20 protein-coding genes and 2 pseudogenes are annotated in these 23,677 nt (G+C 70.4%); 6 read left to right on the top strand and 16 right to left on the bottom strand.

Annotation, left to right across the window (positions count from 1 at the left end; all coding sequences use genetic code 11):
• Positions 1-69: 69 nt before the first annotated feature.
• From AB8P05_RS19680 to AB8P05_RS19655, 6 genes and pseudogenes are all read right to left on the bottom strand, one after another.
• Positions 70-2,922: an ATP-binding cassette domain-containing protein gene (locus AB8P05_RS19680; protein ID WP_472760537.1), complete on the bottom strand. Its 2,853-nt coding sequence runs from the start codon at positions 2,920-2,922 to the stop codon at positions 70-72.
• Positions 2,923-2,937: 15 nt separating this feature from the next.
• Positions 2,938-3,582: pseudogene (locus tag AB8P05_RS19675) on the bottom strand (ATP-binding cassette domain-containing protein); the annotation flags it as partial.
• Between the two features lie 228 nt (positions 3,583-3,810).
• Positions 3,811-6,516, bottom strand: a pseudogene (locus AB8P05_RS19670) (NHLP bacteriocin system secretion protein); the annotation flags it as partial.
• Between the two features lie 34 nt (positions 6,517-6,550).
• Complete coding sequence (locus tag AB8P05_RS19665) at positions 6,551-7,627, bottom strand: hypothetical protein (protein WP_472760536.1); 1,077 nt, start codon at positions 7,625-7,627, stop codon at positions 6,551-6,553.
• Between the two features lie 190 nt (positions 7,628-7,817).
• Positions 7,818-9,860 carry a sensor histidine kinase gene (locus AB8P05_RS19660; protein WP_472760535.1) on the bottom strand — a complete coding sequence of 681 codons (2,043 nt, stop codon included), beginning with the start codon at positions 9,858-9,860 and terminating at the stop codon, positions 7,818-7,820.
• Between the two features lie 5 nt (positions 9,861-9,865).
• A complete protein-coding gene (locus AB8P05_RS19655; RefSeq protein WP_472760534.1) occupies positions 9,866-10,552 on the bottom strand; it encodes a LuxR C-terminal-related transcriptional regulator in 687 nt (228 codons plus the stop codon).
• A 104-nt stretch (positions 10,553-10,656) separates the two neighbouring features.
• On the opposite strand from AB8P05_RS19655, the gene AB8P05_RS19650 reads away from it, so the two are divergent.
• Positions 10,657-12,261: an FAD-binding oxidoreductase gene (locus AB8P05_RS19650; protein WP_472760533.1), complete on the top strand. Its 1,605-nt coding sequence runs from the start codon at positions 10,657-10,659 to the stop codon at positions 12,259-12,261.
• Between the two features lie 28 nt (positions 12,262-12,289).
• Here the strand turns inward: AB8P05_RS19650 and AB8P05_RS19645 are convergent, their stop codons facing one another.
• From AB8P05_RS19645 to AB8P05_RS19625, 5 genes are all read right to left on the bottom strand, one after another.
• Positions 12,290-12,652 (bottom strand): type II toxin-antitoxin system RelE/ParE family toxin, encoded by a 363-nt coding sequence (locus AB8P05_RS19645; RefSeq protein ID WP_472760532.1) that lies wholly within the window; start codon positions 12,650-12,652, stop codon positions 12,290-12,292.
• A complete protein-coding gene (locus AB8P05_RS19640) occupies positions 12,649-12,903 on the bottom strand; it encodes a type II toxin-antitoxin system ParD family antitoxin (protein ID WP_108548130.1) in 255 nt (84 codons plus the stop codon). Before AB8P05_RS19640 ends, AB8P05_RS19645 begins: the two co-directional genes overlap by 4 nt.
• 92 nt (positions 12,904-12,995) lie before the next feature.
• Positions 12,996-14,189 carry a glutathionylspermidine synthase family protein gene (locus AB8P05_RS19635; protein ID WP_472760531.1) on the bottom strand — a complete coding sequence of 398 codons (1,194 nt, stop codon included), beginning with the start codon at positions 14,187-14,189 and terminating at the stop codon, positions 12,996-12,998.
• Positions 14,190-14,193: 4 nt separating this feature from the next.
• Positions 14,194-14,790: a DUF1190 domain-containing protein gene (locus AB8P05_RS19630; protein ID WP_472760530.1), complete on the bottom strand. Its 597-nt coding sequence runs from the start codon at positions 14,788-14,790 to the stop codon at positions 14,194-14,196.
• Between the two features lie 18 nt (positions 14,791-14,808).
• A complete protein-coding gene (locus tag AB8P05_RS19625; RefSeq protein WP_472760529.1) occupies positions 14,809-15,222 on the bottom strand; it encodes a DUF350 domain-containing protein in 414 nt (137 codons plus the stop codon).
• 214 nt (positions 15,223-15,436) lie between these two features.
• Between AB8P05_RS19625 and AB8P05_RS19620 the strand changes: the two genes are divergently transcribed.
• Genes AB8P05_RS19620 through AB8P05_RS19605 form a run of 4 tightly spaced genes read left to right on the top strand, consistent with a single transcriptional unit; the run spans position 15,437 to position 18,364 of the window.
• Positions 15,437-16,018: a TetR/AcrR family transcriptional regulator gene (locus AB8P05_RS19620; RefSeq protein WP_472760528.1), complete on the top strand. Its 582-nt coding sequence runs from the start codon at positions 15,437-15,439 to the stop codon at positions 16,016-16,018.
• Complete coding sequence (locus tag AB8P05_RS19615) at positions 16,015-16,719, top strand: CDP-alcohol phosphatidyltransferase family protein (RefSeq protein ID WP_472760527.1); 705 nt, start codon at positions 16,015-16,017, stop codon at positions 16,717-16,719. Before AB8P05_RS19620 ends, AB8P05_RS19615 begins: the two co-directional genes overlap by 4 nt.
• Positions 16,716-17,390: a lysophospholipid acyltransferase family protein gene (locus tag AB8P05_RS19610; RefSeq protein ID WP_472760526.1), complete on the top strand. Its 675-nt coding sequence runs from the start codon at positions 16,716-16,718 to the stop codon at positions 17,388-17,390. The genes AB8P05_RS19615 and AB8P05_RS19610 overlap by 4 nt, the downstream gene beginning before the upstream one ends.
• A gap of 5 nt (positions 17,391-17,395) precedes the next feature.
• Complete coding sequence (locus AB8P05_RS19605) at positions 17,396-18,364, top strand: phosphatidate cytidylyltransferase (protein WP_472760701.1); 969 nt, start codon at positions 17,396-17,398, stop codon at positions 18,362-18,364.
• Positions 18,365-18,397: 33 nt separating this feature from the next.
• Here AB8P05_RS19605 and AB8P05_RS19600 read toward each other — a convergent pair whose 3' ends face one another.
• The 5 genes from AB8P05_RS19600 to AB8P05_RS19580 are packed head-to-tail and all read right to left on the bottom strand — an operon-like array spanning position 18,398 to position 22,706.
• Positions 18,398-19,552, bottom strand: a complete 1,155-nt coding sequence (locus AB8P05_RS19600; protein ID WP_472760525.1) for an iron-containing alcohol dehydrogenase — start codon at positions 19,550-19,552, stop codon at positions 18,398-18,400.
• Positions 19,553-19,578: 26 nt separating this feature from the next.
• Positions 19,579-20,025, bottom strand: coding sequence for an acyl-CoA thioesterase (locus AB8P05_RS19595; RefSeq protein WP_085091632.1), 447 nt, complete (start codon positions 20,023-20,025; stop codon positions 19,579-19,581).
• A gap of 38 nt (positions 20,026-20,063) precedes the next feature.
• Entirely contained in the window at positions 20,064-21,266 is a 1,203-nt protein-coding gene (locus AB8P05_RS19590) for an acetyl-CoA C-acyltransferase (protein ID WP_472760524.1), read from the bottom strand.
• 40 nt (positions 21,267-21,306) lie between these two features.
• Positions 21,307-22,227 carry an SDR family NAD(P)-dependent oxidoreductase gene (locus AB8P05_RS19585; RefSeq protein WP_472760523.1) on the bottom strand — a complete coding sequence of 307 codons (921 nt, stop codon included), beginning with the start codon at positions 22,225-22,227 and terminating at the stop codon, positions 21,307-21,309.
• Entirely contained in the window at positions 22,224-22,706 is a 483-nt protein-coding gene (locus AB8P05_RS19580) for a MaoC family dehydratase (protein ID WP_472760522.1), read from the bottom strand. Before AB8P05_RS19580 ends, AB8P05_RS19585 begins: the two co-directional genes overlap by 4 nt.
• Positions 22,707-22,973: 267 nt before the next feature.
• On the opposite strand from AB8P05_RS19580, the gene AB8P05_RS19575 reads away from it, so the two are divergent.
• Complete coding sequence (locus AB8P05_RS19575) at positions 22,974-23,615, top strand: TetR/AcrR family transcriptional regulator (protein ID WP_085091628.1); 642 nt, start codon at positions 22,974-22,976, stop codon at positions 23,613-23,615.
• The last annotated feature ends 62 nt before the right edge of the window (positions 23,616-23,677 follow it).

Here is a 23,677-nt window from a genome sequence, read left to right as displayed (position 1 = left end):
CAAACCTGGATTTCGTCACGGCGGCGTGACCGGGCCGCACCGGGGCCGGCTGGACCGGATGTAAAGGCGCTAGCCCAGCAGTCCACGGGCTTGCAGGTCGGCGAAACGGCCGGCATGGGCGACGCGGCCGCCGTCCAGGATCAGGATGCGGTCGGCACCGCGGATGGTCTCCAGCCGGTGGGCGATGACGATCCGGGTGCAATCCAGCGAGGACAGGGTGCGGATGGTCGCCGCCTGGGTGGCGTTGTCGAGCGCGCTGGTCGCCTCGTCCAGGATCAGGACGTCGGGCTTGGTCACCAGCGCACGGGCCAGCAGCAGCCGCTGCACCTGCCCGCCCGACAGCGTGCGCGACGCATCGGCGATGGGCGTGCGCACGCCCAGCGGCATCGCCCGGATCTCGTCGGCGATGGCCGACGCCGCCAGCGCGTCCCAGATTTCCGCCTCGGTCGCGTCGCTCAGGCCGCGCACCACGTCGATCAGCGCGCCCGGCGGCAGCTGCGCCCCCTGCAGCACGGTGCCGACCCGCCGCCGCAGCAGCCCGAGATCGAGCGAGGACAAATCGTTGCCGTCATAGGTGATGCTTCCCACCCGCGGCCGCTCCAGCCCCAGCAGCAGCCGCACCAGCGTGGATTTGCCGCAGCCGGACCGGCCGAGGATGGCCACATATTCGCCGGCGGCAATGGTCAGGTTCAGGTTGGCGAAGACCGGGGTCTCCGTCTGGGCATAGTTGAAATACAGCCCGCTGACCGCGATCCGGCCGGACAGCCGGCCGGGATCGATGCGCCCCAGCGCCGGTTCCGGCGCGCAATTCAACACCGGATCGGCGAAGGCGCGGGCGGCATAGACCTGATAGAAGGCGCCGAACCCGTCGCCCAGCGCCGCCGCCGCCCCGTTGGCGATCATGTAGGCGGTCATCATCGCGACGATGCTGGCGCTGTCGGTGCCGGCGGCATGGAAGACCAGGAACAGCGCCGCCATCGCCAGCACCGGCAGGGCCGCATTCACCGCCGCCATCCGGCCCTCGATCTTCTGCACCTCCATGCGCTTCTCGCGCATGCCGATGAAGCGCTCCGCCCAATGGGCCAGCGCCCAATGCTCGGCGGCGGCCAGACGCAGCTTGGCGATGCCGGTCAGGAACTGCATCGCCAGGGAATCGGCCTGCCCGTTCAGCGCCTCGCCCACTTTGTAGACCCTTGCCCGCAGCACCGCCGACAGGGCCGCCAGCCCAAGCTGGACCGCCAGCGCCAGCATCGCCACCACCGCGCCGCCACTATGGAAGGACGCCATGGCAAGGACGCTGGCGATCAGCACGGCACCACTCCCGATGCCGGCGACCGTGAAGCCCTGGGCGGCCAGCGGCAAGGCCATCGCCATGCCCACCCGCGCCGCCATGTCGCCGGCCGAATGCTGGCGCAGCACCGGCATGGGCAGCCGCAGCACCCGGTCCCACAGGCCGGCATGCAGCCCGGCCTCGCGCATGGTCTGCATGCTCTGGCGCGTCACCTCGCCGACGAGCTGGATCACCAGCGTGACCGCGGCCACCGCGCCCAGCAGGATGCCCAGCTCCAGCAGCCCGGCATGGTCGCGCGCCGGCACCAGCGACGAGAAGGCGAACTTCATCCCGAACGGCATGGCGAGGCCGAGCAGCGCGCCCAGCGCCGCCACCGCCAGCGTCAGCAGCCAGAAGGCCGGCGGCGTCCGGACGAAGCGCATCAGCGATCCGACCGTCTGCGGCCGGTCCGGCAGCGGTTCCACCATGGTCCAGGCCGAGGGCGACAGGCCGGCGGCGACCGTTGCGGTGACCGGGACCGGCCTGGCGCCCTCGCCGGCCAGCAGCTCGTAGCCGCGCCGGTTCGGCAGCAGCGCTACCGGCATGCCGTCCAGCCTCGTCCCGACCAGCGGACCGAGCGGGCGGCGCCACCAGCCCTCCGTCAGCGTCACCGGCCGGATGTGCAGGCCGGAGGCACGGGCGATCTCCTCCATCGTCGGCTGGACGTCGAGGTCGCGTTCGCGCAGCAGGGTCGGCCGGCGCAGCCGCAGGCGCGGGTTGGTGCGGGCGGCGACCGCGCTCATTGCCGTGAACAGCGGGTCGTGATGGCCGCCGTCCGCCCGCGCCGGCGGCTTGCGGGTATGGTCGAGCAGGCGGCCGGCCAGATGGACGAAGCGTTCGCCCTCCTCCGCCTCGCGCGCGCCGCGCAGCGACAGGCGCCCGGCCTCGTCCGCCTCGGCCAGACCGCGGGCGCCCATCAGCATCTCGCCGCAGGCGGCGGTCAGCGCATGGATGCCGGTCAGGGCGGCGGGCAGGTCGCGCTGCAGGGGACGGCGGCCGAAGACGATGCGCATCGGCCCCGCCGCCTTCAGCCACGCCCGCGGCGGCAGCGGCATGATGCCCTGGACCATCTCCTGTTCCAGCAGCAGGGCGCCGGGCGCAGGCACCGCGCACCACAACCCGGCTTCCTGCACCATCACCAGCTGGGATTCGGCCAGATCGACCGCCGTGCCGCACCGCCCCTGCCGGTCAATGCGCTCGGGATGCCACAGGATGGCGGCGATGCCGGAAATCAGCATGGACGACCAGGATTCCATCCCGGCCAGCAGGGCGTCCGGCTCGATCTCCTCCAGCGGATCGGCGACGGGCTCCAGCCGCGACCCGGCGGCCGGCACCGCGATCAGCCCCTGCATGAAGGCGTCGATGCCGACGAGAAGGCTGCCGGCCGGCAACCGCCCGAGGAACAGGCGGGAACCGGCATTGGCCCCCATGGCGGCGACGGCGAAGACGTCGGCCTCGCCCTCCTCCAGGAACCACGCGGACCCGGCGGGCTCCAGTGCGACGGCCGGCTGCTGGAAGGCGATGACGGGAAGGCCACCAGCCCCCGAGGTATCGGCTACAAGGGCTTCGGTCGCGTCTGCGGCGGTCGTCATCGGCGGCTCATCCGGTCAGGCCATGCTCAGCATCAGCGTGGAAAAGGCGCCCGCGCGGCGCGCCAGCTCGGCCGGCGGGCCGGACTCGACGATCTCGCCGCTCTGCATCACCAGGACCCGGTCGCAGTCGCGGATCGCCGTCAGCCGGTGCGCGATCACCAGCATGGTGGATCCCCGGCGGCGCAGGTTGGAGAGCAGCTGCGCCTGGGTGTGGTCGTCCAGGGCGGCGGTCGCCTCGTCCATCACCAGGATGCGCGGGTTCTGCACCAGGGCGCGCGCCATCTCGATGCGGGCGCGCTGGCCGCCGGACAGGTTGGCGCCGCCCTCGCTGACCATGGAGGCGTAGCCGTCGCGGCGGTCGATGATGATGTCGTGGATCACCGCGTCGCGGGCGGCGGCGAACAGCCGCTCGTCCGACACCGTCGGGTCCCACAGGGCGATGTTCTCGCGCACGCTGCCTTCGAACAGCGTCACGTTCTGGTCGACGACCTGCACGCTCTGGCGCAGCACCCGGCGCGGGATCTCGCGCAGCGGCTTGCCGTCGAGCAGCACCTCGCCCGACCAGGGCTCGTAGAGGCCGGCGGTCAGCAGGGCCAGCGTCGACTTGCCGGAGCCGGAGCCGCCGACCACCCCGACCCGCTCGCCCGGCTCGATGGTCAGCGACAGGCCGCGGATCAGCGGCGGCGCCCGGCGCGAATGGCCGAAGGTCACGTCGCGCAGCTCGATCCGCCCGGTCAGCCGGCGCAGCACGGCGGGCGCCTGCTGCGGCTCCGCCTGCCGGAACTCCTCGGCGATGGGATGCTGCATGGTGTCGTCGAGCAGGCGCAGGTAGGAGCGCGCCTCCTGGATGCGGACGCCCAGCTGGACGAGGCGCGACACCGGCGCCAGGAAGGCCGACAGCAGCACCAGGAAGCCCATCATGGCGCCGATGGTCATGCCGCCTTCCGCGACGATGCCGCCGCCGACGGTGACCACGGCGGCCGACGCCGCTCCGCCGACGAAGGACGGCAGCAGCCGCAGCACCGCGCGGCGCAGCATCAGCGACTGGCGGATGTTCAGCACGCGGGCATGGCGGGCGACCAGCCGTTCGAACAGCAGCCGCTCCGCCCCGGCGGCGCGGTAGGTCTCGATCATGCGCAGCCCCTGCTTGGCGTCGGCGCCTTCCTGCGCCGACTCGTTCAGCAGACGCTGCTGTCCCTCCTCCAACTGGCGCGACAGCAGGGCCAGCGCCAGCGCCAGCCCGGCGGCGGCGACGACGGCGACGAGTGCCAGCGCCGGCTGGTAGAAGGCCATCGCCGCCAGATAGGTCAGCGCGGTCAGGATTGCGAACAGGCAGCCGCCGATCTCGCCCGCCAGCAACTCGGCCAGCCGGTCGCTCTGCATGACCCGGTCGGCGACCGCCGCCGGTCCGCGCTGGCCGAAGAACCCCATCGGCAGCCGCAGCACCCGCTCCATGAAGCCGATGCCGCCGAGCAGGGCCAGACGGGTTTCCAGCCGGTGCAGCACGCTCTTCTGCAGCCAGGTGAAGGTGAGGGTGACCGCCGCGACCACCAGCATCGCGCCGATCAGCGGCGTCATCCAGTCGGCCAGCCCGCCGACCAGGACGCTGTCCATGAAGATCTGGCGGAAGGCGGGGAACAGCATGCCGGGGACCGCCAGCAGCATGCTGAGCGCCGCGGCGAACCACACCGCCCCCCAGGATTTGCGCAGCCGGCGGGCGAGGCCGCGCAGCGCGCTGGGGGCGGAACCGCCCTTGCGGAACTCCGGCCCCGGCGACATCAGCAGGGCGATGCCGGTGAACTGGCGGCGGAATTCGGCATCGTCGACGCGGCGGCGGCCGCGCGCCGGATCGTTCAGATACCACCAGCGCCCGCGCCGTCCCTCCAGCACCAGGAAATGGTCCATTCCCCAATGCAGGATCATCGGCCCGGACTGTCCGTGCAGCCCCTCCGGCTCGGTGCGCACGCCGCGGGCCTGCAGGCCCAGCTCGCGCGCCGCCTGCACCAGATTGGCGGCCCGGCTGCCGTCGCGGGAGATGCCGCAGCGCTCGCGCAGATCCTCCAGCGTCAGCCAGCGGCCGTAATGGGCGGCGACGATGCCGAGGGCCGCGGCGCCGCATTCCGCCGCCTCGATCTGCAGGATCGACGGGGTGCGCATCTCAGGCCCCGGAGGAAGCGGGCTGGGAGGGGGCTGGGAGGCCGGCTCCGTCGCGACGTTGCTCAGATCCAGCCGAAGCCATTGCTGAAGGATCGGCAGGGCCAGCGCGATCAGCCGCACCTTCTGCACCGTGATTTCCACCGACACCAGCGTGCCGCCGTCCATCGAGAATTTGGGCGGATTGCCGGTCGACCAGCGCGGCGCGCCGGCCGCGTCGCGTTCCAGCCGGATCATGATCTCGAAGGGGGTGCGCAGCGTCTTCTGGAATTCGGCGACCAGCGCGTCGTTCTGCAGAGTGCGGAGCATGCCGACGCTGCTGGCGGGGGTGTCGGCCACCCGGTCGACGCGGCCGACCAGATGGCCGTGCTCCTCCTTGCGGACCGACGCCGGCGACACGTCGGCCTCCATGCCGTGGCGCAGCTTCTTGCCGTCCTGCGCCCCGACATAGACCAGCGCCACCAGATCGCTGCCCTGCCCCGGCAAGGCGCCGTCGCGCTCGACGCTGACGATGGGCGCGCCGCTCGACACCACCTGCCCGATGTTCGCCTTCGCCTCCACCACGCGCCCGCCATAGGGCGACAGCACGGCGGCATAGCGCTGCAGGCGGTCGCGGGCGGATTCCACCGCGCGCGACGCGGTCGCCACCCGCTGTTCGGCGGCCAGCATGTCCTTTTCACGCTGCGTCTGGCGGCGGGCGGCGTCGAGCGCCATGGTCTGCAGCTCGTTGCGTTGCGCCTCCAGGTCGGAGCGGATGGTGAACAGCTCGATCTTGGCGGAGATGGCGCGGTCGCGGGTGGTCAGCCCGCGGTCGGCGAGCTGGCGCACCAGCTCCTCGCGCTCGGTCATCATGCGCTGGCGTTCCTGCAGCGAGGCGATGTTGCCGTTGACCGCCTGTTCGCGCGCCTGCCGCCAGACCTCGTCGGCATGCAGGTCGCGCTCCTGGAAACGCCGCATGTCGTCGCGCGCGGCGATCGCGTCCTGCAGCTCGCCCTCCGCCTCGGCGAGCCGCAGCTTCTGCTCGCTCTGGTCGACCAGAGCCACGACGTCGCCCGGGCGGATCACGTCGCCCGGCTTGAAGCGGATGTCGTTGATCCGGCCGCTGGATTCCGACACCACATCGATGACGCCGGCCGGGCTGACCAGGATGCCCTGCCCGGTGACCTTGAGCGGCACGTCGGTGAAGGATGCCCAGACGAGGACGCCGACGACCAGCAGCGCCAGCGTGACGCAGAAGGCGAGCACCGGCGGGCGCACCACCTCCAGCGCATCGTCCACCTGGGACACGGAGGTGGCGGCGGCCGCGGCTTCGGCACGGAAGCTCGCCTTGCCGCCGCCCTTGCCGCCGCCCTTGCCGCCATTTTCCCCGGACGCGGCCGGATCGCCGCCGGCCGGCGACGGCGCCGTCCCCGGCCTTTCCGTCGTCGCGCTGTCGCTCATGCCGCTCTGCCGTCCGCCGCCGATCCGACCGGAATCACCACTTCTTCATCTTCTTCGTGAAGGACTTGGTGACGCTCTTAGCCGTGTTCGACACGCTGTTGACGGTGTTCTGGGCGGTGCTCGACACATCATGCACCGCCGACTGCGCGGTGCTGCTGACGGTGTTGGACACTGTTTGCGCCGCGTTGGTCACCGCAGGAGCGGCCGTGGTGGCGACCGACTGCGCCGTGTTGGCGACGGTGTGGGCGGCGTCGGTGACGGCCGGCGTGGCCGCGGTCACCACCTGGGTGCCGGCATGCTGAATCGGGGCGGTGTTGACGGTGACCTCGCTGCTCAGCGTGACGCCGCCGATGCCGACCGCGACGCTGACGCCGGAGCCGAGGGTGACATGGCCGTCGGAATAGCCGGCCGTGATGTCGGTGCCGCCGCCGACCGATCCGCCGCTGATGTAGCCGACCTGGCCGGTGCCGCTGACATTGTTGTTGCCGACGGTGGCGGATGCCGAGACTTCCTGGTAGATGCCGGCATAGCCGCTGGCCCCGGCATTGACGCCGCCAGCGCCGATGGAGGCCGTGACCTCGCCGCCGGCGCCCACCGCGATGGTCTGGCTGGCCGTGCCCTCGACCGTGACGCCGTTGCCGACATTTCCGCCGGCCGAAACCGAGGTGGTCATCGACACGCCGACCGAACCGGAGGCGGACGCCTCCACCCCGGTGACGGAAACCGAGACGCTGGCGCTGCCGCCGACGCCGGCCTCGTAGCTGACCGTACCGGTCACCGGCCCGCTGGAGATCGACACGCTGCCCTGGCTGCCGGCAAAGCCCTCCGCCGTGGCGGTCACGCCGCCGGACCCGATGGTGACGCCGGCCGACCCGCTGGCACCGGCCCCGACCTCTGCCGTCACGGTGGCGCCGCCGACATTGTGGCTGGTGGAGGTGGAAACGCCGACGCTGCCCGAAGCGCTGGCAACCTCGACCCCGACGCTGACGCTGACCCCGTTCTCATCCTCTTGCGCATGACCCGACTGGGCATTGGTCGTGCCGGTCCCTCCGACAACCACCAGAAGCTCGTCATCGGGGATTTCGACCATCGCCGCCTGCATCTTGCTCATGCTTGCAATCCCTGGTTATTGGATGATCGGAAGTCATCCGGCCCTGTCTTCGCCATGGCCGGGAAATGCGCAAAGTTCGCGCCAAATCATTTGTATTGGGGCTAACCGTTCGAGGTAATCCCATGTTTATGGGAGATCTTGCGAATCCCGATCCTTCGCAAGGAATGGTGGTGCCGGTGCTTTGGCTTCTCTATCGGATGTCTCGGATGTCCGGGAGGCGGAACGGCAGATCGACGATGACCTGCGTTCCGCCGGGTCCGCTGAGCAGGGTCAGTTCGGCACCCAGCGACACCGCGCGCGTGCGCATGTTGTTCAGCCCCTTGCCGGGGCGGGCGGCGGCGGTCCCATCCGGAATCCCGCCCGGAAGCCCGCCCGGAATTCCTTTGCCCTCGTCCCGGACGACGATGCGGACCGCGAACCGCCCTGCCCTGTCGGCACCGTCCCCGGCGCCGTTCCCGGGGCCGCCGGCCGGTGCCGGCGCCATGAGGATGGCGACCCGGCGGCAGCCGGAATGGCGCACCGCGTTGGTGACGGCCTCCTGCAGGATGCGGAACAGGGTCAGGGCATGTTCCGACCTGAGCCCCTCGATGTCGGGCAAGGGCGCCATCCGCCAGTCGAGTTCGATCCCCTGGGCCTGGAGCTGCGGACCGATGCGCTCGTAGAACTGGGCCAGCATCATGCCCAGGTCGTTGCCGACATCGTCGAGCGAGGCCACGACCAGCCGCAGGTCGTCCAGGGCCTGCCGCGCCGCCGCACCGATCCGGCGGTAGTCGTGCTGCGGCAGCTCGCATTGGGCGACGATGGACACCAGCTGCCCGGCCAGCCCGTCATGCAGATCGCGGGTCAGGCGCAGCCGCTCGCTTTCGAGCGCGGCGGCGCGGGTCTGCGCCTTTTCGCGGGCGAAGCTGGCCCGCAATTCGGCCTCCGCCGTCGCCACCTCGCGCCGCAGGACGTCGTTGAAGCGGCTGACCTCGCCCAGCGCCTGGGCGAAGCGCCACATCAGCGTCGCGCTGACCACCGTCATCAGCAGCGGCGCCATGTAGCGGGTCATCGACGGCACGCGCAGGTCGAGAACGCCGGTCACCGCCAGGATGTCGTGGACGGCCATCATGATGATGACGATCAGGCCGCCGAGTACGATCTGGGCGGCGACATGGTTCCGCCGGATCGCCGCCGACATCACGATCCAGGTCGACCAGCCCAGCATCGCAATGGCCCAGGGGATGACGGCCACCCGCCAGAGCAGGGCGAACCATGGCTGCAGCCGCGGCGGGTCGATGGCGGCGACCAGGAACGCGACGGCGATCACCGCCGGAACCACCAGCAGCCACCGGATCGGAATGGCCAGTTCACGCCCGACCAGACGGCACATCACGAAGGGCAGCAGCGCTCCCTGCCACTGGCCGGCGAAATTGACGAGGCGGAACAGCCGGTCCATCCCGCTCGGTTCGGTGCTGAACATCGGCAGGCCCTGGAGCACGCCCAGCGCGAGGATCAGGCTCATCACCAGATGGATCGGCTCGTTCCGGTGGCCGATCCACACGATCAGCAGGGACAGGCACAAGGCCCCCTGCCACGCGACCAGCAGGCGCGGCAGCGTGACCATCATCCACTCCCGCTCGCCGTAGGCGGAGCGCAGCAGACGGTCCGGGCCGACCAGCACCGTGTCGAGAAATCCGCCGGACTGGCTCCAGGCCTCCATGCGGATGTCGATCCGGTTCTCTCCCTGCTTGAGAAGCGGCGCGGGGATCCGCTGGATCAGCGGCATCGCCTGGTTGACGACCACGTCAGACTGGATGGTCTGGCTGTCGGCCAGCAAGGCCCCGTTCACCCACAGCGTTACGCGCCCGGACAGGATCGGCACATAGACGGACCAGGGCCCGTCGTCGTTCGCGGCGTAGCGGAAGGTCAGCCGGAACAGGCCGGAGCAGCCGACCGGATCGGGAACCGCCTTGCACCGGTAGGGAAGCGGGACGGCGGCGGCACCGGGCGGCATCGCGTCGGGCGGCGGGTCGTCCATGGAGCGGTCGTCGGCCATCGGGGCGAAGCGCGCCTCCGCGATGGGCAGGGCGCCGTCCGGTTGGGGTGGCGTCGCCGTCACCAGACCGAGGCCGAGAACCACCGCCAACGCGTAATAGAGAAGCAGCAGCGGAGCGCGGCCCTTCAGCCATGCCCGCAGGCGCATCGGCAAGCGCGGACCGGACGCCGGCAATCCGGCGATGTGTTGGCTCACTGGAGTCAGTCCGACAGCTTGATGATTCTCCGCTCCACCGCAGTGTAGACCGCTTCGCTTCGGGAGTTAACCTCAAGCTTGCGGTAGATGTTCTTGATGTGGCTGGGAACCGTCTGCCGGCTGATGCCCAGACGCGCCGCGATGTCGTTGTAGGTGAAGCCTTTGGCGATGCCCCACAGGATGTCCATCTCACGCGGCGTCAGGGGCGGCGGCGCTTCCTCCGTCTTGGCGGGCGGATCGGCCTGGGTCTGGCGGATGATGTGGCGGGCGATGGACGCGGAGATGGGAGACCGGCCGTTGGTCAGGTCATGCACCGCCGCGATCAGGTCGATGGGCCGCGCGTCCTTCAGGATGTAGCCGGAGGCGCCGGCCCGCACCGCCTGCATCACCGACAGCTCGTCCCCCAGGACGGAGATCACCATGATCTCCGTCTCGGGCATGCGTTGCCGCACCTCGCGGATCAGGTCGCTGCCATGGCCGTCGGGCAGCTTCAGGTCGGTCACCAGCACGCTCGGACGGCAGTGCTCCAACGCGGCGCGCGCCTCCGCCAGCGTTCCGACGGAAGCCTGCAGAACGATCCCCTCGCCCGCCGCCAGCGATGCAGCCAGGAAGTCCCGGGTCGGGGCGTCGTCCTCCACCAGGATCACCGAGATGACGTCGTCGGCTCTGGCGGCCGACCGTGCCTGATCCACTGTGACGCCCCCTGAAAACTGTCGGACCGATGCTTCGGATCAAACGTCATCATACCGGGCGGCCCTGGGAAGTCACATACCATGAATGCGGGATGCCGCCGCCGGTGCCCGATCTGCGACGATACACCGGCCTCCATGAGCCGACCGACAGGACCGCCACATTGCCCTTGCCGACCGCTTCGCCCGCCGCCTCCCCGTCCGGCACCGGACTGCCCGCCGACGCGCTGGAGGAGTGGCGCCGCATCGTCGGACCCGAGCATGTCCGGACCGGGGAGGTCGAACGCTTCGACTGGGGCCGCCGCACCTTCGCACCCGACGTCCGGGTATCGGCCATCGTCAGTCCGGGCGATGCCGACCAGACCGCCGCCTGCCTGTCCGTCGCCACCCGCCACCGCCTGCCGGTCCATCCGGTCAGCCGCGGCGCCAACTGGGGCATGGGATCGCGGGCGCCGACGCGGGACGGGGCCGTCGTCCTCGATCTCCGCCGGCTGGACCGCATCTCCGGCTTCGACGGGGAGCGCGGGCTGGTGCGGGTGGAGGCCGGGGTCACCTTCCGGGCCTTGGCGGACTTCCTGGCGGAGCGCACCGACCGCTTCTTCCTGCCGGTCATCGGCGGGCCGGCGGAGGCCAGCGCGCTCGCCAACGCCCTCGACCGCGGCGACGGCAGCATGGGGGAGCGCTGGACGTCGCTGTGCGAGCTGGACGTCGCCCTGCCGGACGGCCGGCGGCTGCGGACCGGCTGCGGGCCGCTGGGAGCGGAGCGGACGGTCGGGCTCGACCCCGCGCCGGCCGGACCGCTGATCGACGGGCTGTTCAGCCAGTCGAACCTGGGCGTGGTGACCGGCGCCGTCATCCGGCTGGAAGCCATGCCCAGCGACCTCGCCATCCTGTCGGTGGACATCGGCGGCCTCGATGCCCTGCCGGCCTTCATCGGGGCATGGCGCGACTGCCAATGCGAACAATCCCTGCCCGACCGGTCACTGACCCTGTGGAACGGCATCAAGTGGCTGGCGCTGGACGACGTGCGCGCGGCGATCCCGGCTGACCGGCTGGCATCGGCGGCACTGGACGAATGGCATGCCTCCGCCCTGATCCGCGCGGAGGCGCCGGAGATCCTGGAGGCCCGCGCCGCCCGCCTGTCCCGGCGTTTCGCCGCGGTGTCCCGGAGTGTGGAGCTGGACATCGCGAGGCGTGACGGCGCTTGGGTCGAGGGATTCGAGGATTGGCTGGGCGTGCCGGACGGGCGCAACCTGCGCACGGTCTATTGGCGCAAGGAGCGCCATCCCGATCTCGGCACCGCCGATCCCGACCGCGACGGCTGCGGGCTGATCTGGCTCTGCCTTGCCTTTCCCTTCGAGTTCCGGGCGCTGGCCGATTACCTGACCTGGGCGCGCGGCCGGCTGGAACAGGCGGGGATCGACCTGAATGTCGGGATCGAGTCCAACGGCTTCCGCTGCCTGCTGAGCTATTTCACGCTGGGCTTCGACCGGGCGGCGCCGGGGGCGGACGAGGCGGCTCTTGCCGCTTACCGGGATCTGATCGCAACGGCGCTGGAGCGGGGATCGCGCCCTACCGTCTGGCGAACGGCCTGCCGGTGCCCGAGACGCTGCGCCAAGCGCCCGCGGCGGCGTTGCTGGCGGAACTGCGTGCGGTGGCCGACCCGGCCGGCGTCCTGTCGCCCGGCCGCAACGGCATCGGCTGACGGGTGACTCACACGGAAAGCATATTGCCAAGCCGTCAGGAGGCGAGGCCCGTCAAGGATCGGGCCACCTTGCGGCGCGGTTCCATGTCCTCATGCAGCACACGCAGAATGATCGTGCCCACCGTTCCGCCCGGCAGCAGGCCGGTCGTGTAGTAGAGGCAGTGTGTGGCGGCACCGCGCCTGCCGGCTGCCAGTTCCAGATGGAACAGGCGAATGTCGGGCCCCAGTTCCGGACGCGGCAGCTTGCCCGGCCGGTCGGGATCCTCGGCGACCATGTGGATCGCCTTGTCGATCAGCAGTGCATAGGTGCGCAGCTGGGCGGTGCCGAACCGTGTCCGTGTGGTGCGCAGGATTTCCAGGATGTCACGCTCGGCCGGACCGGTGAGCAGGTGACTCATTCGCGAGCGACCTGCTCGGCGATGTCCAGGGCCGACCGCGAGGAGAAGTCGCCCTGCGCCGCCGCCGACAGGCCGGCGGCGACTTCACGGCGCAGGATGGCGATCTTTTCCTGTTCCTGCGCGCGGTCCCGCTGCAGGAGGCGCAATGCCTCGCGCACCACCTCGCTCGACGACGCGTAGCCGCCCGTCGCCACTTCATGCTCGACGAAGTCGACCATCTCCGACGGAAGACTGACATTCATCGTCGCCATGGCAGGCTCCTGATTCCGACCGTCGGCGGATGTTAGGAGCCATGGCAAAGTTTGTCAATTCACCGGCCGGCCGCGTCCTCAGGCCGATGCGATCACATGCGGGACGAAGCGGCTGGTGTTGCCGGTGATGAGCGCGCGGTCCTCGCGATCCCCAGGCCGCAGGCCTTGTCGCCGGCCATCCAGACGCCGAAGACGGCGTGGTTGCCGGCAGCCTCCGCCAGCGGCGTGAAGGCCTGGTACACCCAGCCCTCGTCGACATAGGGTCCCTCGGTCTGGGCGATCGGCCGGCCGACCGGGAAGCCGGCGGCGTCGAGGGTGGCGATGCTGACGTTGCTGCCCTCGCGGCCGAGCAGCGGCTTCGCCACCACCGTGCTGCCGGCCGGGAAGCCGCTGCGGTCGAGGGCCGTCGGCAGCAGGTTGGGATGGCTGGGGTTCAGCTCCCACAGCAGGGCGAACAGCCCCTTCGACGCCATCACCATCTTCCAGGCCGGCTCGATCATCCGGATCCGCCCTTGAGCCGCGGCGGCCACCAGCTCGCGGCCGGTCTCCTCCCGGATCATCCAATCCCAGGGATACAGCTTCATCAGCTGCCGGATCGGCAGGCCGGCATCGTCCAGGAAACATCCGGAGCCGTCGTCGTAGCGGATCGCCTGGATCGGCATCGCCTTGGTGGTCATGCCGGTGCGCAAGGCCAGGGTCTGGAGATAGGCGACGGTCGCCTCGTCTTCCGGGTGCGGCATCAGGCAGGCGAAATGAACCGCCTCCCCCTGCGACGCCAGGGCGGGAAAGGCCCGCATCCGCGCCTGCCAGCGTTCGACCAGAGCCTCCTCCAGGCTGTTGAACTGGTCGGCGTCCGGATGGGTGTCCTGAAGCCAGCACCATTGGGCGACGGCGGTCTCGTAGAGCGAGGTCGGCGTCTCGGCGTTCAGCTCCAGCGCCTTCGGCGGCCCGCCCTTGCCGTCCCAGGCGAAGTCGAAGCGGGCGTAGAGCGCCATGTCCAGGCCGTCACGCTCCGCCCAGCTCGCCTCGATGGCCGGGGCGGCCCAGCGGGGAAGTCCGACCGCCTCGTACAAACCGCGCTCCACGACATGGCCGACCGCCTGCTCGCACAGCCGGTAGACCTCCTCGGCGGCAGCCTCCAGCGTCTCGACCTCGGCGAGGGAGAAGCGCCAATAAGCGCTTTCGTCCCAATAGGCCGTGCCGTCGGCGTCGGTATGGAACGGAAAGCCGATCTCCTCGAGCCTGGCCTGCCACTGCGGGCGGGGCGACGTCGGCACGCGCTCCATGGTCTCAGCTCCCCGAAAAGCCGCGCGACGAACCGGTCGAACCGAAGCCGGCGCTGCGCCCGGTGGTGGTGACCGTGAAGGACTTGCCGGCGTTGCCCGCGCCCGGCCGGTAGTAGGACCCGGAACTGGAGGCCGCACCGCCGGAACCGGGGCGGACCTCCTCCCGGCGCTGCGGCGGGAGCGGCGTCTGGCTGATCCGGGTGTTGCCGCTGCGGGCGTAGCCCTGGCGGTCGAAATAGACCGGCTGGGCGTAGCCGCCCATCAGGCTGCGGCCAATCATGAAGCCGACCAGCGCCGGGACGAAGACGTTGCCCATCCCGACGCCCCCGCCTCCGTTCGCCCCTTCATTGGCCGGGGTGCAGGCACCCTCGCCCATCTCCGCCTCGCAGGCCTCGCGGCTGGCGAAGCGGGGGGCGCCCGACCGATGCTCCTCGCGGGCGGCGGCGAAGGCCGCGGCACAGTCGCCCGCCGGCATCTCGGCGGTGCAGGCTTCGACGGAGGGATAGACGGTCGCCTCTTCGGGGCCGTCATCGCCGCAGGCGACCAGGATCGGGCTGATGCCGCCCAGCAGCAGGGCCGCCACGGTGTGCGAGCGCTTCATCGGAAAACCGTCCTTCGATCAATAGGTCAGCGAGCCGTAGTTCAACAGCCCGACCGCTATGGAGAGGCTGGCGAGCAGGACGCCGTACGCGGTGCGGTCGGCTTCGACGCCGGCACGGAACTCCGGCAGCAGCACGCGCGACCCGATGACGTAGGCCAGGAGCTGCGACACCAGCGCGATCACCCCCCACACCGCGAGATCGACGATGCTGGTGGTGTGGGACGCGACGCTCGTCAACGGCAGGGCGAAGCCGATCATGGCGCCGCCCAGGGTCAGGGCCGCGGTCGTGTTCCCCTGACGGACCAGGGCAAGGTCGCGATAGGGGGTGACGGCGGTGTAGGCCAGGATGAACAGCAGCAGGAACCCCAGCATCACCAAGGCGAAAAGCAGATAGGACGGCAGGGTGGTCAGAGACTGGAGAACCGACGGCATACCTTTATCCAACGTTGCATCGTTGCCCCACAGCGTTGCACCGTTTGCAGACCACCGACAAGGCCGGACGGGCGGCCGGGGGCGAACCGCTCCGGATCATAAGTGGTAAGCCTCCGGGCCGCGGGCGCGTGCAGCGACCTATCCTTTTTCGCCGTTGCACGGATGAGATGGCGTCGCCACCGTGTGAGTGAACATTCATTCACATCGAGGCGCCATGTCCACCGATGTCCGCCACAAGGTCCGCGATGCCGCCATCGCGCTGTTCGCCCAGAAGGGGGTGAAGGCGACGACGGTCCGCGACATCGCCCGCGCCGCCGGGGTGTCGGAGGGGGCGCTCTACCGCCACTGGCCGAGCAAGGAGGAGCTGGCGGCCGACCTGTTCTCGGCGGAATACACGGCCATGTCGCAGAGCCTGCGCGAGGCGGCCGGCCGTGGGCCGGCGCCGGAGCGGCTGCGGCGGGTCATCCACCATGCCTTCCATCTGGCGGAGGCGGCCCCCGACCGCACCCGCTTCCTTCTGCTGTCGCAGCATGAAGCGCTGCCGCTGGTGCCCAGGGGCCAGGAGACGGCGGTGGACGTGATCTGCGGCATCGTCGCCGACGGGATCGCCGAGGGCAGCATCGTTCCGGCCGACCGCGACGCCCTGTCCCACATCGTCATCGGCGCCATCGTGCTGAACGTGCAGTCCCAGGTCTACGGCCGGCAGACGGCGCCGCTCTCCACGCTGGCCGGCGCAATCGCCGACGCGATCCTCACCGGCATCGTCACCGGGGCCTTTCCCAAGGAGACCGCATGATGGAGAACACCGCAACCGCCGCCAAGCCGGCCACCAAGCCGGCCGCCGACCGGCGCCCCATCGCCACCCGCTCGGCCCGCTGGGCGCAACGGCTGGCGGCGTGGCTGACCAAGACGCCGGTGACGCCGAACCAGATCTCGATGCTGTCGGCGGTGTGGGCGGGGATCGGCGGCGCGCTGCTGCTGCAGGGCGGCGCCCTGGGCTGGATCGGCGCCGCGCTTTGCGTCCAGCTGCGCCTGCTGTGCAACCTGCTCGACGGCATGGTCGCGGTGGAGGGCGGCAAGGGATCGCCGGTCGGCGCGCTCTACAATGAGATCCCCGACCGCGTCGCCGACACCGCCTTCCTGGTGCCGCTGGGCTATGCCGCCGGCCTGCCCTGGCTCGGCTGGGCGGCGGCGCTGGCGGCCATGATGACCGCCTATGTCCGGACCTTCGGCGGCGCCCTGGGGCTGGCGCAGGATTTCGGCGGCGTGATGGCCAAGCAGCGCCGCATGGCCGCCCTCACCGTCGCCCTGCTGGCCCAGGCGGTGGAGCATGCGCTGTGGGGGACGGGATACAGCCTGCTGGCGGCGGCCTGGATCATCACGGTCGGCAGCCTGCTCACCGTCGCGACGCGCACGCTCGGCATCGCCCGCCGGCTGAATGTCCAACATCCGGAAACACAACATCAGGAAGCCCGTCAGCCGGAGGCCCGGTCATGATCCCTCTTCTCCAACCGGCGTTCCGCCACGGTCTGCTGGGGCTGACCCGCCTGCTGGTCGGCGCCCGCGCGAGCTGGGAAGGCAGCGCGCCTGTGGACGTTCCCCGCATCTATTTCGCCAACCACACCAGCCACCTCGACACTCTGGCCGTCATGGCGGCCCTGCCGGCGGAGCTGCGGGCGCGCACCCATCCGGTGGCGGCGCTCGATTACTGGGGCGGATCGGCCCTGCGGCGCGCGGTGGCGGTGGGCTGCCTCAACGCGCTGCTGGTCGACCGCACCGGCAAGGCGACGGCGGAGGTGATGGACGCCATGGCGGCGGTGCTGGAAAGCGGCCGGTCGCTGATCCTCTTCCCCGAGGGCACGCGCGGCGACGGCACCGTGGCTCCGTTCAAGAGCGGCCTCTACCACCTCTCCCGACGGGTGCCGGCCGCCGAGCTGGTGCCCGTCTTCATCGAGAACCTGCACCGCGTGATGCCGAAGGGCATGCCGCTGCTGGTGCCGCTGATCTGCACCATGCGCTTCGGCGCACCGCTGGAGCCGATCGAGGGCGAGGACAAGGCGGCGTTCCTGGAGCGGGCGCGCGAGGCGCTGGTGGCGCTGTCCCGGCCCAAGTCGCATTCCGCATCCCAGAAGAATTCCACGCCGACCGGCCAAGGGACCGCCCGATGAGCAGCATGATGACCGCCGTGACAAGCTTCCTCACGACCACCGACCCGCTGTTCCTCTGGCTGTCGGGCGCCGCCCTGGGCCTGCTGGTCGCCGCCACCCTGATCGGCGCCGTCCTCGCCCACCGCGTGCGGACGCCGGCCGGGCGCGACACCGTGCGCAACCTGAACGCCCGCATCCGCTCCTGGTGGGTGATGGTGGCGCTGTTCGCCGCGGCGATGCTGCTGGGCAGCGTGGTGACGCTGGTGCTGTTCGCCATCCTGTCCTATCTGGCCCTGCGCGAGTTCATCACGCTGACGCCGACCCGGCGCGGCGACCATGCCGGGCTGTTCCTGTCCTTCTTCGTGGTCGTGCCGCTGCAATACTGGCTGATCGGGCTCGGCTGGTACGGGCTGTTCTCGATCTTCATCCCGGTCTACGTGTTCATGGCGCTGCCGTCGCTGTCGGTCCTGGGCGCCGACGCCACCGACTTCCTGACCCGCACCGCCAAGGCACAATGGGGGCTGATGGTGGCGGTCTATTGCACCAGCCACGCGCCGGCGCTGCTGTGGCTCGACATTCCCGGCTACAGCCTGCCCAGCGCCCTGCTGCTGCTGTACCTGATGACGGTGGCGCAGCTGAGCGACGTCTTCCAGTACGTCTTCGGCAAGCTGTGGGGGAAGACCCGGCTGTCGCCCGGAATCAGCCCGTCCAAGACGGTGGAGGGGCTGGTCGGCGGCGGGCTGACCGCCGTCGCCATCGGCACCGGGCTGCACGTCATCACGCCCTTCTCGCCGCTCCAGGCGGCGGGCCTGTCGCTGCTCATCGTGATCGCCGGCTTCTTCGGCGGCTTCGTCCTGTCGGCGATCAAGCGCGACCTCGGAGTCAAGGATTGGGGCACCATGATCGAGGGCCATGGCGGCGTCCTCGACCGCCTCGACTCCATCGTGTTCTCGGCGCCGCTGTTCTTCCACCTCACCCGCTACTGGTTCACCTGACCGGGGGACGCGCCCCCGATCAGCCCGCCCCCTTCACCATGCCTGATCGTAGAGATCCAAGGCGTCCTCGTAGCGGACATCGCGCGGATTGTTGACCAGAAGCCTCTGCACCTTCATGGCGTCGGCGGCCAGCATCGGCAGATCGTCCCGCCGCACGCCGACCTGTTCCAGCCGCTGCTCCATCGGCATGGCGGCGACGAGATCGCGCATGGCGCCGATGAAGGCGGCCGCCGCCCCGGCCGGCGTGGCGAAGGAGCGGCCGGGCAGGATCGCCGGGGCGAGTTCGGCATAAAGCCCCTCGGCGGCCGGCCGGTTGAACTCCAGCACCGGTCCCAGCATCAGCGCGTTGCTCAGCCCGTGCGGGACGTGGAAATGGCCGCCCAGCGGATAGGCCAGGGCATGGACCGCCCCGACCGGCGCGTTGGCGAAGGCGATGCCGGCGAGCAGCGAGCCCTGGAGCATCGCCGCGCGGGCGGCGACGTCGCGCCCGTCCGCGATGACGGCGCGGATGTTGCCGCCCAGCAGGGCCAGCGCCCGCAGCGCGAGGCTGTCCGACAGCGGGTTCTTCTTGTGGCGGGTGGTGTAGGCCTCGATGGCGTGGACCATCGCGTCGATGCCGGTCATCGCGGTGACCCGCGGCGGCAGCCCCAGCGTCAGATGGGCGTCGAGCACCGCAAGATCGGGATAGAGCAGGCTGGAAACCACTCCTTTCTTCTCGCTGGCGGGCGTGGTGACGATGGCGATGGGCGTCACCTCCGACCCCGTGCCGGCGGTGGTCGGCACCTGGATCAGCGGCAGGCGCGGCCCCTTGGCGAGGCCGATGCCGTAGATGTCCGGCAGCTCCTGCGGCGTGCCGGCCAGCAGGGCGACCAGCTTGGCGGTGTCGAGCGAGCTGCCGCCGCCGAAGCCGATCACCCCGTCGGCCCCGGCGTCGCGCGCCGCCCGCACCGCCAGCGCGACCGACTCTTCCGGCGGGTCGGCCAGCACGTCGGAGAACAGGGTGCAGGCGGTGCCGGCGGCCTTGAAGCCGGCCTCGACCGGCTCCAGCAGGCCAGCCGCCACCAGACCGGCGTCGGTGACGATCAGCGCGCGGCGGATGCCCAGCTCCTTCGCCATTGCGCCCAGCCGGGCCGCCGCCCCCGCCTCGCACACCAGCTTGGGCGTGGTTTCGAACACGAAGTCCGTCATGTCTCGGTCCTCACCGGGTCGGGGTTTCAGGCGGTTTCGGCCGGCGCGACCAGCCGCCCGAGCACCGTGCGGAGCGTCTCGGGCAGCGCCGCCGGGCGGCGCGTCTCGCGGTCGACATAGACATGCACGAAATGGCCGCAGGCCGCCGGGGTGGGGTCGTCGTTGCGGAACAGCCCGACCTCGTAGCGGACGCTGCTGGTGCCCAGCCGCGCCACGCGCAGCCCGGCCTCGACCCGGTCGGGGAAGCTGACCGGCGCGTAATAGCTGCAGCCGGTGTCCACCACCAGCCCGATCACCGGGCTGTTCTCGATGTCGAGCGCGCCGTTCTCGATCAGGTACTGGTTCACCACCGTGTCGAAATAGCTGTAATAGACCACGTTGTTGACATGGCCGTAGGCGTCGTTGTCCATCCACCGGGTCGGGACGATCTGGAAATGGGGGTAGGAGGCGCGGGTGTCGTGCTTGCGGTCCATTTGGGTTCCTCCCTGTCTCTGGTTCGTTTTCGGGGACTTCAGGCGACTTCGAACAGGCCGGCGGCGCCCATGCCGCCACCGACACACATGGTGACGACGACATGGCGCACACCCCGGCGCTTGCCCTCGATCAGGGCGTGGCCGACCAGACGGGCGCCCGACATGCCATAGGGATGACCGACGGCGATGGCCCCGCCATTGACGTTCAGCCGCTCGTCGGAAATGCCGAGCCGGTCGCGGCAGTGGATCACCTGCGCGGCGAAGGCCTCGTTCAGTTCCCACAGCCCGATGTCGTCGACGGTCAGGCCATGTTGCTTCAGCAGCTTCGGCACCGCGAAGACCGGGCCGATCCCCATCTCGTCCGGGTCGCAGCCGGCGACCGCGATGCCCCGGTAGAGCCCGAGCGCCTGCAGGCCCCGCCGTTCCGCCTCCGACGCCTCCATCAGGACGCAGGCCGACGCCCCGTCCGACAGTTGCGAGGCATTGCCGGCGGTGACGAAGCGCCCTTCCCGGATCTGCTGGCCGTCGCGGAACACCGGCTTCAGCGCCGACAGTCCGGCCAACGTGGTGTCCGGCCGGTTGCTCTCGTCACGGTCCAGCGTGACCGTATGGCGGGTGGTCTCGCCGGTCGCCTTGTCGAAGCGGGTCATGGTGGTGGTGAGCGGCACGATCTCCGCGTCGAAGCGTCCGGCGTCCTGCGCCTCGGCGGTGCGGGCCTGGGAGCGGGCGGCGTAGGCGTCCTGCATCTCGCGCGCCACGCCGTAGCGCGCCGCCACGATCTCCGCCGTCTCGATCATCGCCATGTAGACGTCGGGGCGGTGCTCGACCAGCCAGGGATCGCGCCAGCGCTCGACATTCATGCGGTCGGTCTGCACCAGCGACAGCGATTCCAGCCCGCCGCCGACCGCAACCGTCATGCCGTCGGCGACGATCTGCTTGGCGGCGATGGCGATGGCCATCAGGCCGGAGGCGCATTGCCGGTCCACCGACTGCGCCGCCACCGAGGTGGGCAAGCCGGCGCGCAGCGCGCATTGCCGGGCCATGTTCATGTGGGTGGCGCCCTGCTGCAGCGCCGCCCCCATCACCACGTCGTCGATTTCGGCGGGATCGATCCCGGCGCGGGCGACGGCATGGGCGATGGCGTGCCCGCCCAGCGCCTGCGCCTGGGTGTCGTTGAAGGCGCCGCGGTAGGCCTTGCCGATGGCCGTGCGGGCGGTCGATACGATGACGGCTTCTCTCACCGGTCTTCTCCTTGTTTCAGCCGGGTCTCGGCCGGCCGGCTCAGCCGGCGGCGTCCGCCGCGCGCTTCAGGATGCGGTCGACATGGCTCAGGCCGGCGTCGATCTCGTGCTGGCGGTCGAGCGAGGCGATCTCGGCGAAGCGGGCGGCCACGGCCTCCGGCGTCCGCTCGCCCTCGGGCAGGAAGACGCCGTCCGATTCGACGATGGCGAGCCGGGCGTAGGTGCCGGCGCCGGCGAGGATCACCGTGCGGCTGGGCGCCCGCTCCGACACCAGGAACAGCGCCGCCGGGGTGACGAAATCCGGGTTCAGCCGGGCCAGCGCCGTCTCGTCGAGGATGTCGGAGGTCATGCGGGTCGCCGCCGTCGGGGCGACCGCGTTGACGTGGATGCCGTTGCGGATGCCCTCCAGATGCAGGACGTTCATCAGCCCGACCAGACCGGCCTTCGCCGCGCCGTAGTTCGACTGGCCGAAATTGCCGTAGACGCCGGAGGTGGAGGTCGTCATCAGGACGCGGCCATAGCCCTGCGCCCGCATGATCGGCCAGACCGCATGGGTGACGTTGGCCGCCCCCATCAGATGCACGTCGACGACCGAGCGGAAATCCTCCAGCTCCATCTTGGCGAAGCTCTTGTCGCGCAGGATGCCGGCGTTGTTGATCAGTACGTCGATGCGGCCCCACAGGCCGTGGGCGCGCCCGACCATCGCCGCGACCTGCGCCGGGTCGGTGACGTTCGCGCCGTCGGCGATGGCCTCGCCGCCGCGGCTGCGGATCTCCGCGACCACCATCTCGGCGGCATCGGAGGCGCCGCGGCCGTCGCGCCCGCCGCCCAGGTCGTTGACCACCACCCTGGCGCCGCGCGCCGCCAGTTCCAGCGCATAGCCGCGCCCCAGGCCGTTCCCCGCCCCGGTGACGATGGCGACCCGCCCGTCGAAGCGGATGCCTTCCGATTCAATGCTCATGCTGCGTTCACCTGTTCTTTCAAAAGGGTCAGGATGATCCAGTCGGCCGCCAGCGCCGGCCTGCCGCCGCCCTCGATCTCCACCGTCACCGCATAGCGCGCGGCCAGTTCCCGATCCGACCGCCGGGTGACCTCGCTCAGCACGAAGCGGGCGCGGACCCGTGCGCCGGACCGGACCGGGGCGGGGAAGCGGACGCGGTCGAAGCCGTAATTGATGACCATCGCCTCTCCGGTGATCCTCGGCAGCACGCCCTCCCCCATCGCGGTCAGCAGCGACAGCGACAGGAAGCCGTGGGCGATGGTGCCGCCGAAGGGGGTGTCTCGGCTCGCCCGCTCGGGATCGACATGGATGAACTGGTGGTCGTCGATGGCGTCGGCAAAGGCGTCGATGCGCGTCTGGTCGATCTCGAACCAGCGCGACACACCGATCTCGCCGCCGACGCGCCGCTCCAGCTCCCCGGCGGGAATGGGTTCGTTCATTGGGCGCGTTCCCATGTTCGTTGGGCCATGTTCGTGTGGGCCATTCGGCCTTCGGTCGGATGCGCTCGCCGCAAAGATTGCTTGCGTCACGCACAAAAAACCTACCAAGTAGTATGTGAGAGCGCCCGCTCTGTCCAGGCAGAAATGTTGCCTGTGGGATGGATTGGTCCTAGCTTCGCCTGACCGGCCCCTGCCGGGGTGCCGCGAAGGGACGATGCGGGCGGAACGGGTTGACCGCCGACGAAATTATCGAGTTGGAACTGGACGATGAGCAGTGAAAAGAGCCAGCTGTCACCCCGCATCGACAAGACCGGGAACATCGATATCCTGACCGCCGCCGCCGAATGCTTCATGGAGCAGGGCTATCACGCGACGAGCATCGACGACGTGGCGCGGCGTCTGGGCGCTACGAAGGGCCGCATCTATCATTACTACCGCTCCAAGACGGAGCTGTTCTTCGACGTCCACCGCGAGGGAATGCGGCGCAACTTCGAGGCCGTCACCCCGGTGATGAAGGGGCCGGAACCGGCGGCGAAGCGCCTCAGCGCCATGTTCCGCCAGCACGCCCTGTCGATGATGGAGAATCTCGCCCTGGAGGCGGTGGTCGTGCAGGGGGTCGAGATGCACCGCTTCGGCGCCACCACGCCCGAGCAGCGCCGCACGCTGGCCGAGCTGATGACCGTGCGCAACGACTTCGAGAGCCTGTTCAAGCGGGTCGCCTACGAGGGGGTCGAGGACGGCTCGATCCGCACCAGCGACGTGTCGGTGGCGGTCAAGGTGGCGCTGGGCGCCATCAACTGGCTGTCGATCTGGTACCGCCCCCGCCCCGCCGAGACCCGCGACGACCGCGAGATCCTGGCCGACAAGATCGTGGATTCGATCATGCAGGGGCTGAACGCGCCGGGATGAGGAAAAAGCCCCTCTCCCGCAAGGGGAGAGGGGCCCAGTCACCGTTGAAAACTCGCTGCGCT

The organism is Azospirillum sp. VT-I1 (assembly GCF_055698305.1).
This window is presented reverse-complemented; position numbering and strand designations above follow the sequence as displayed.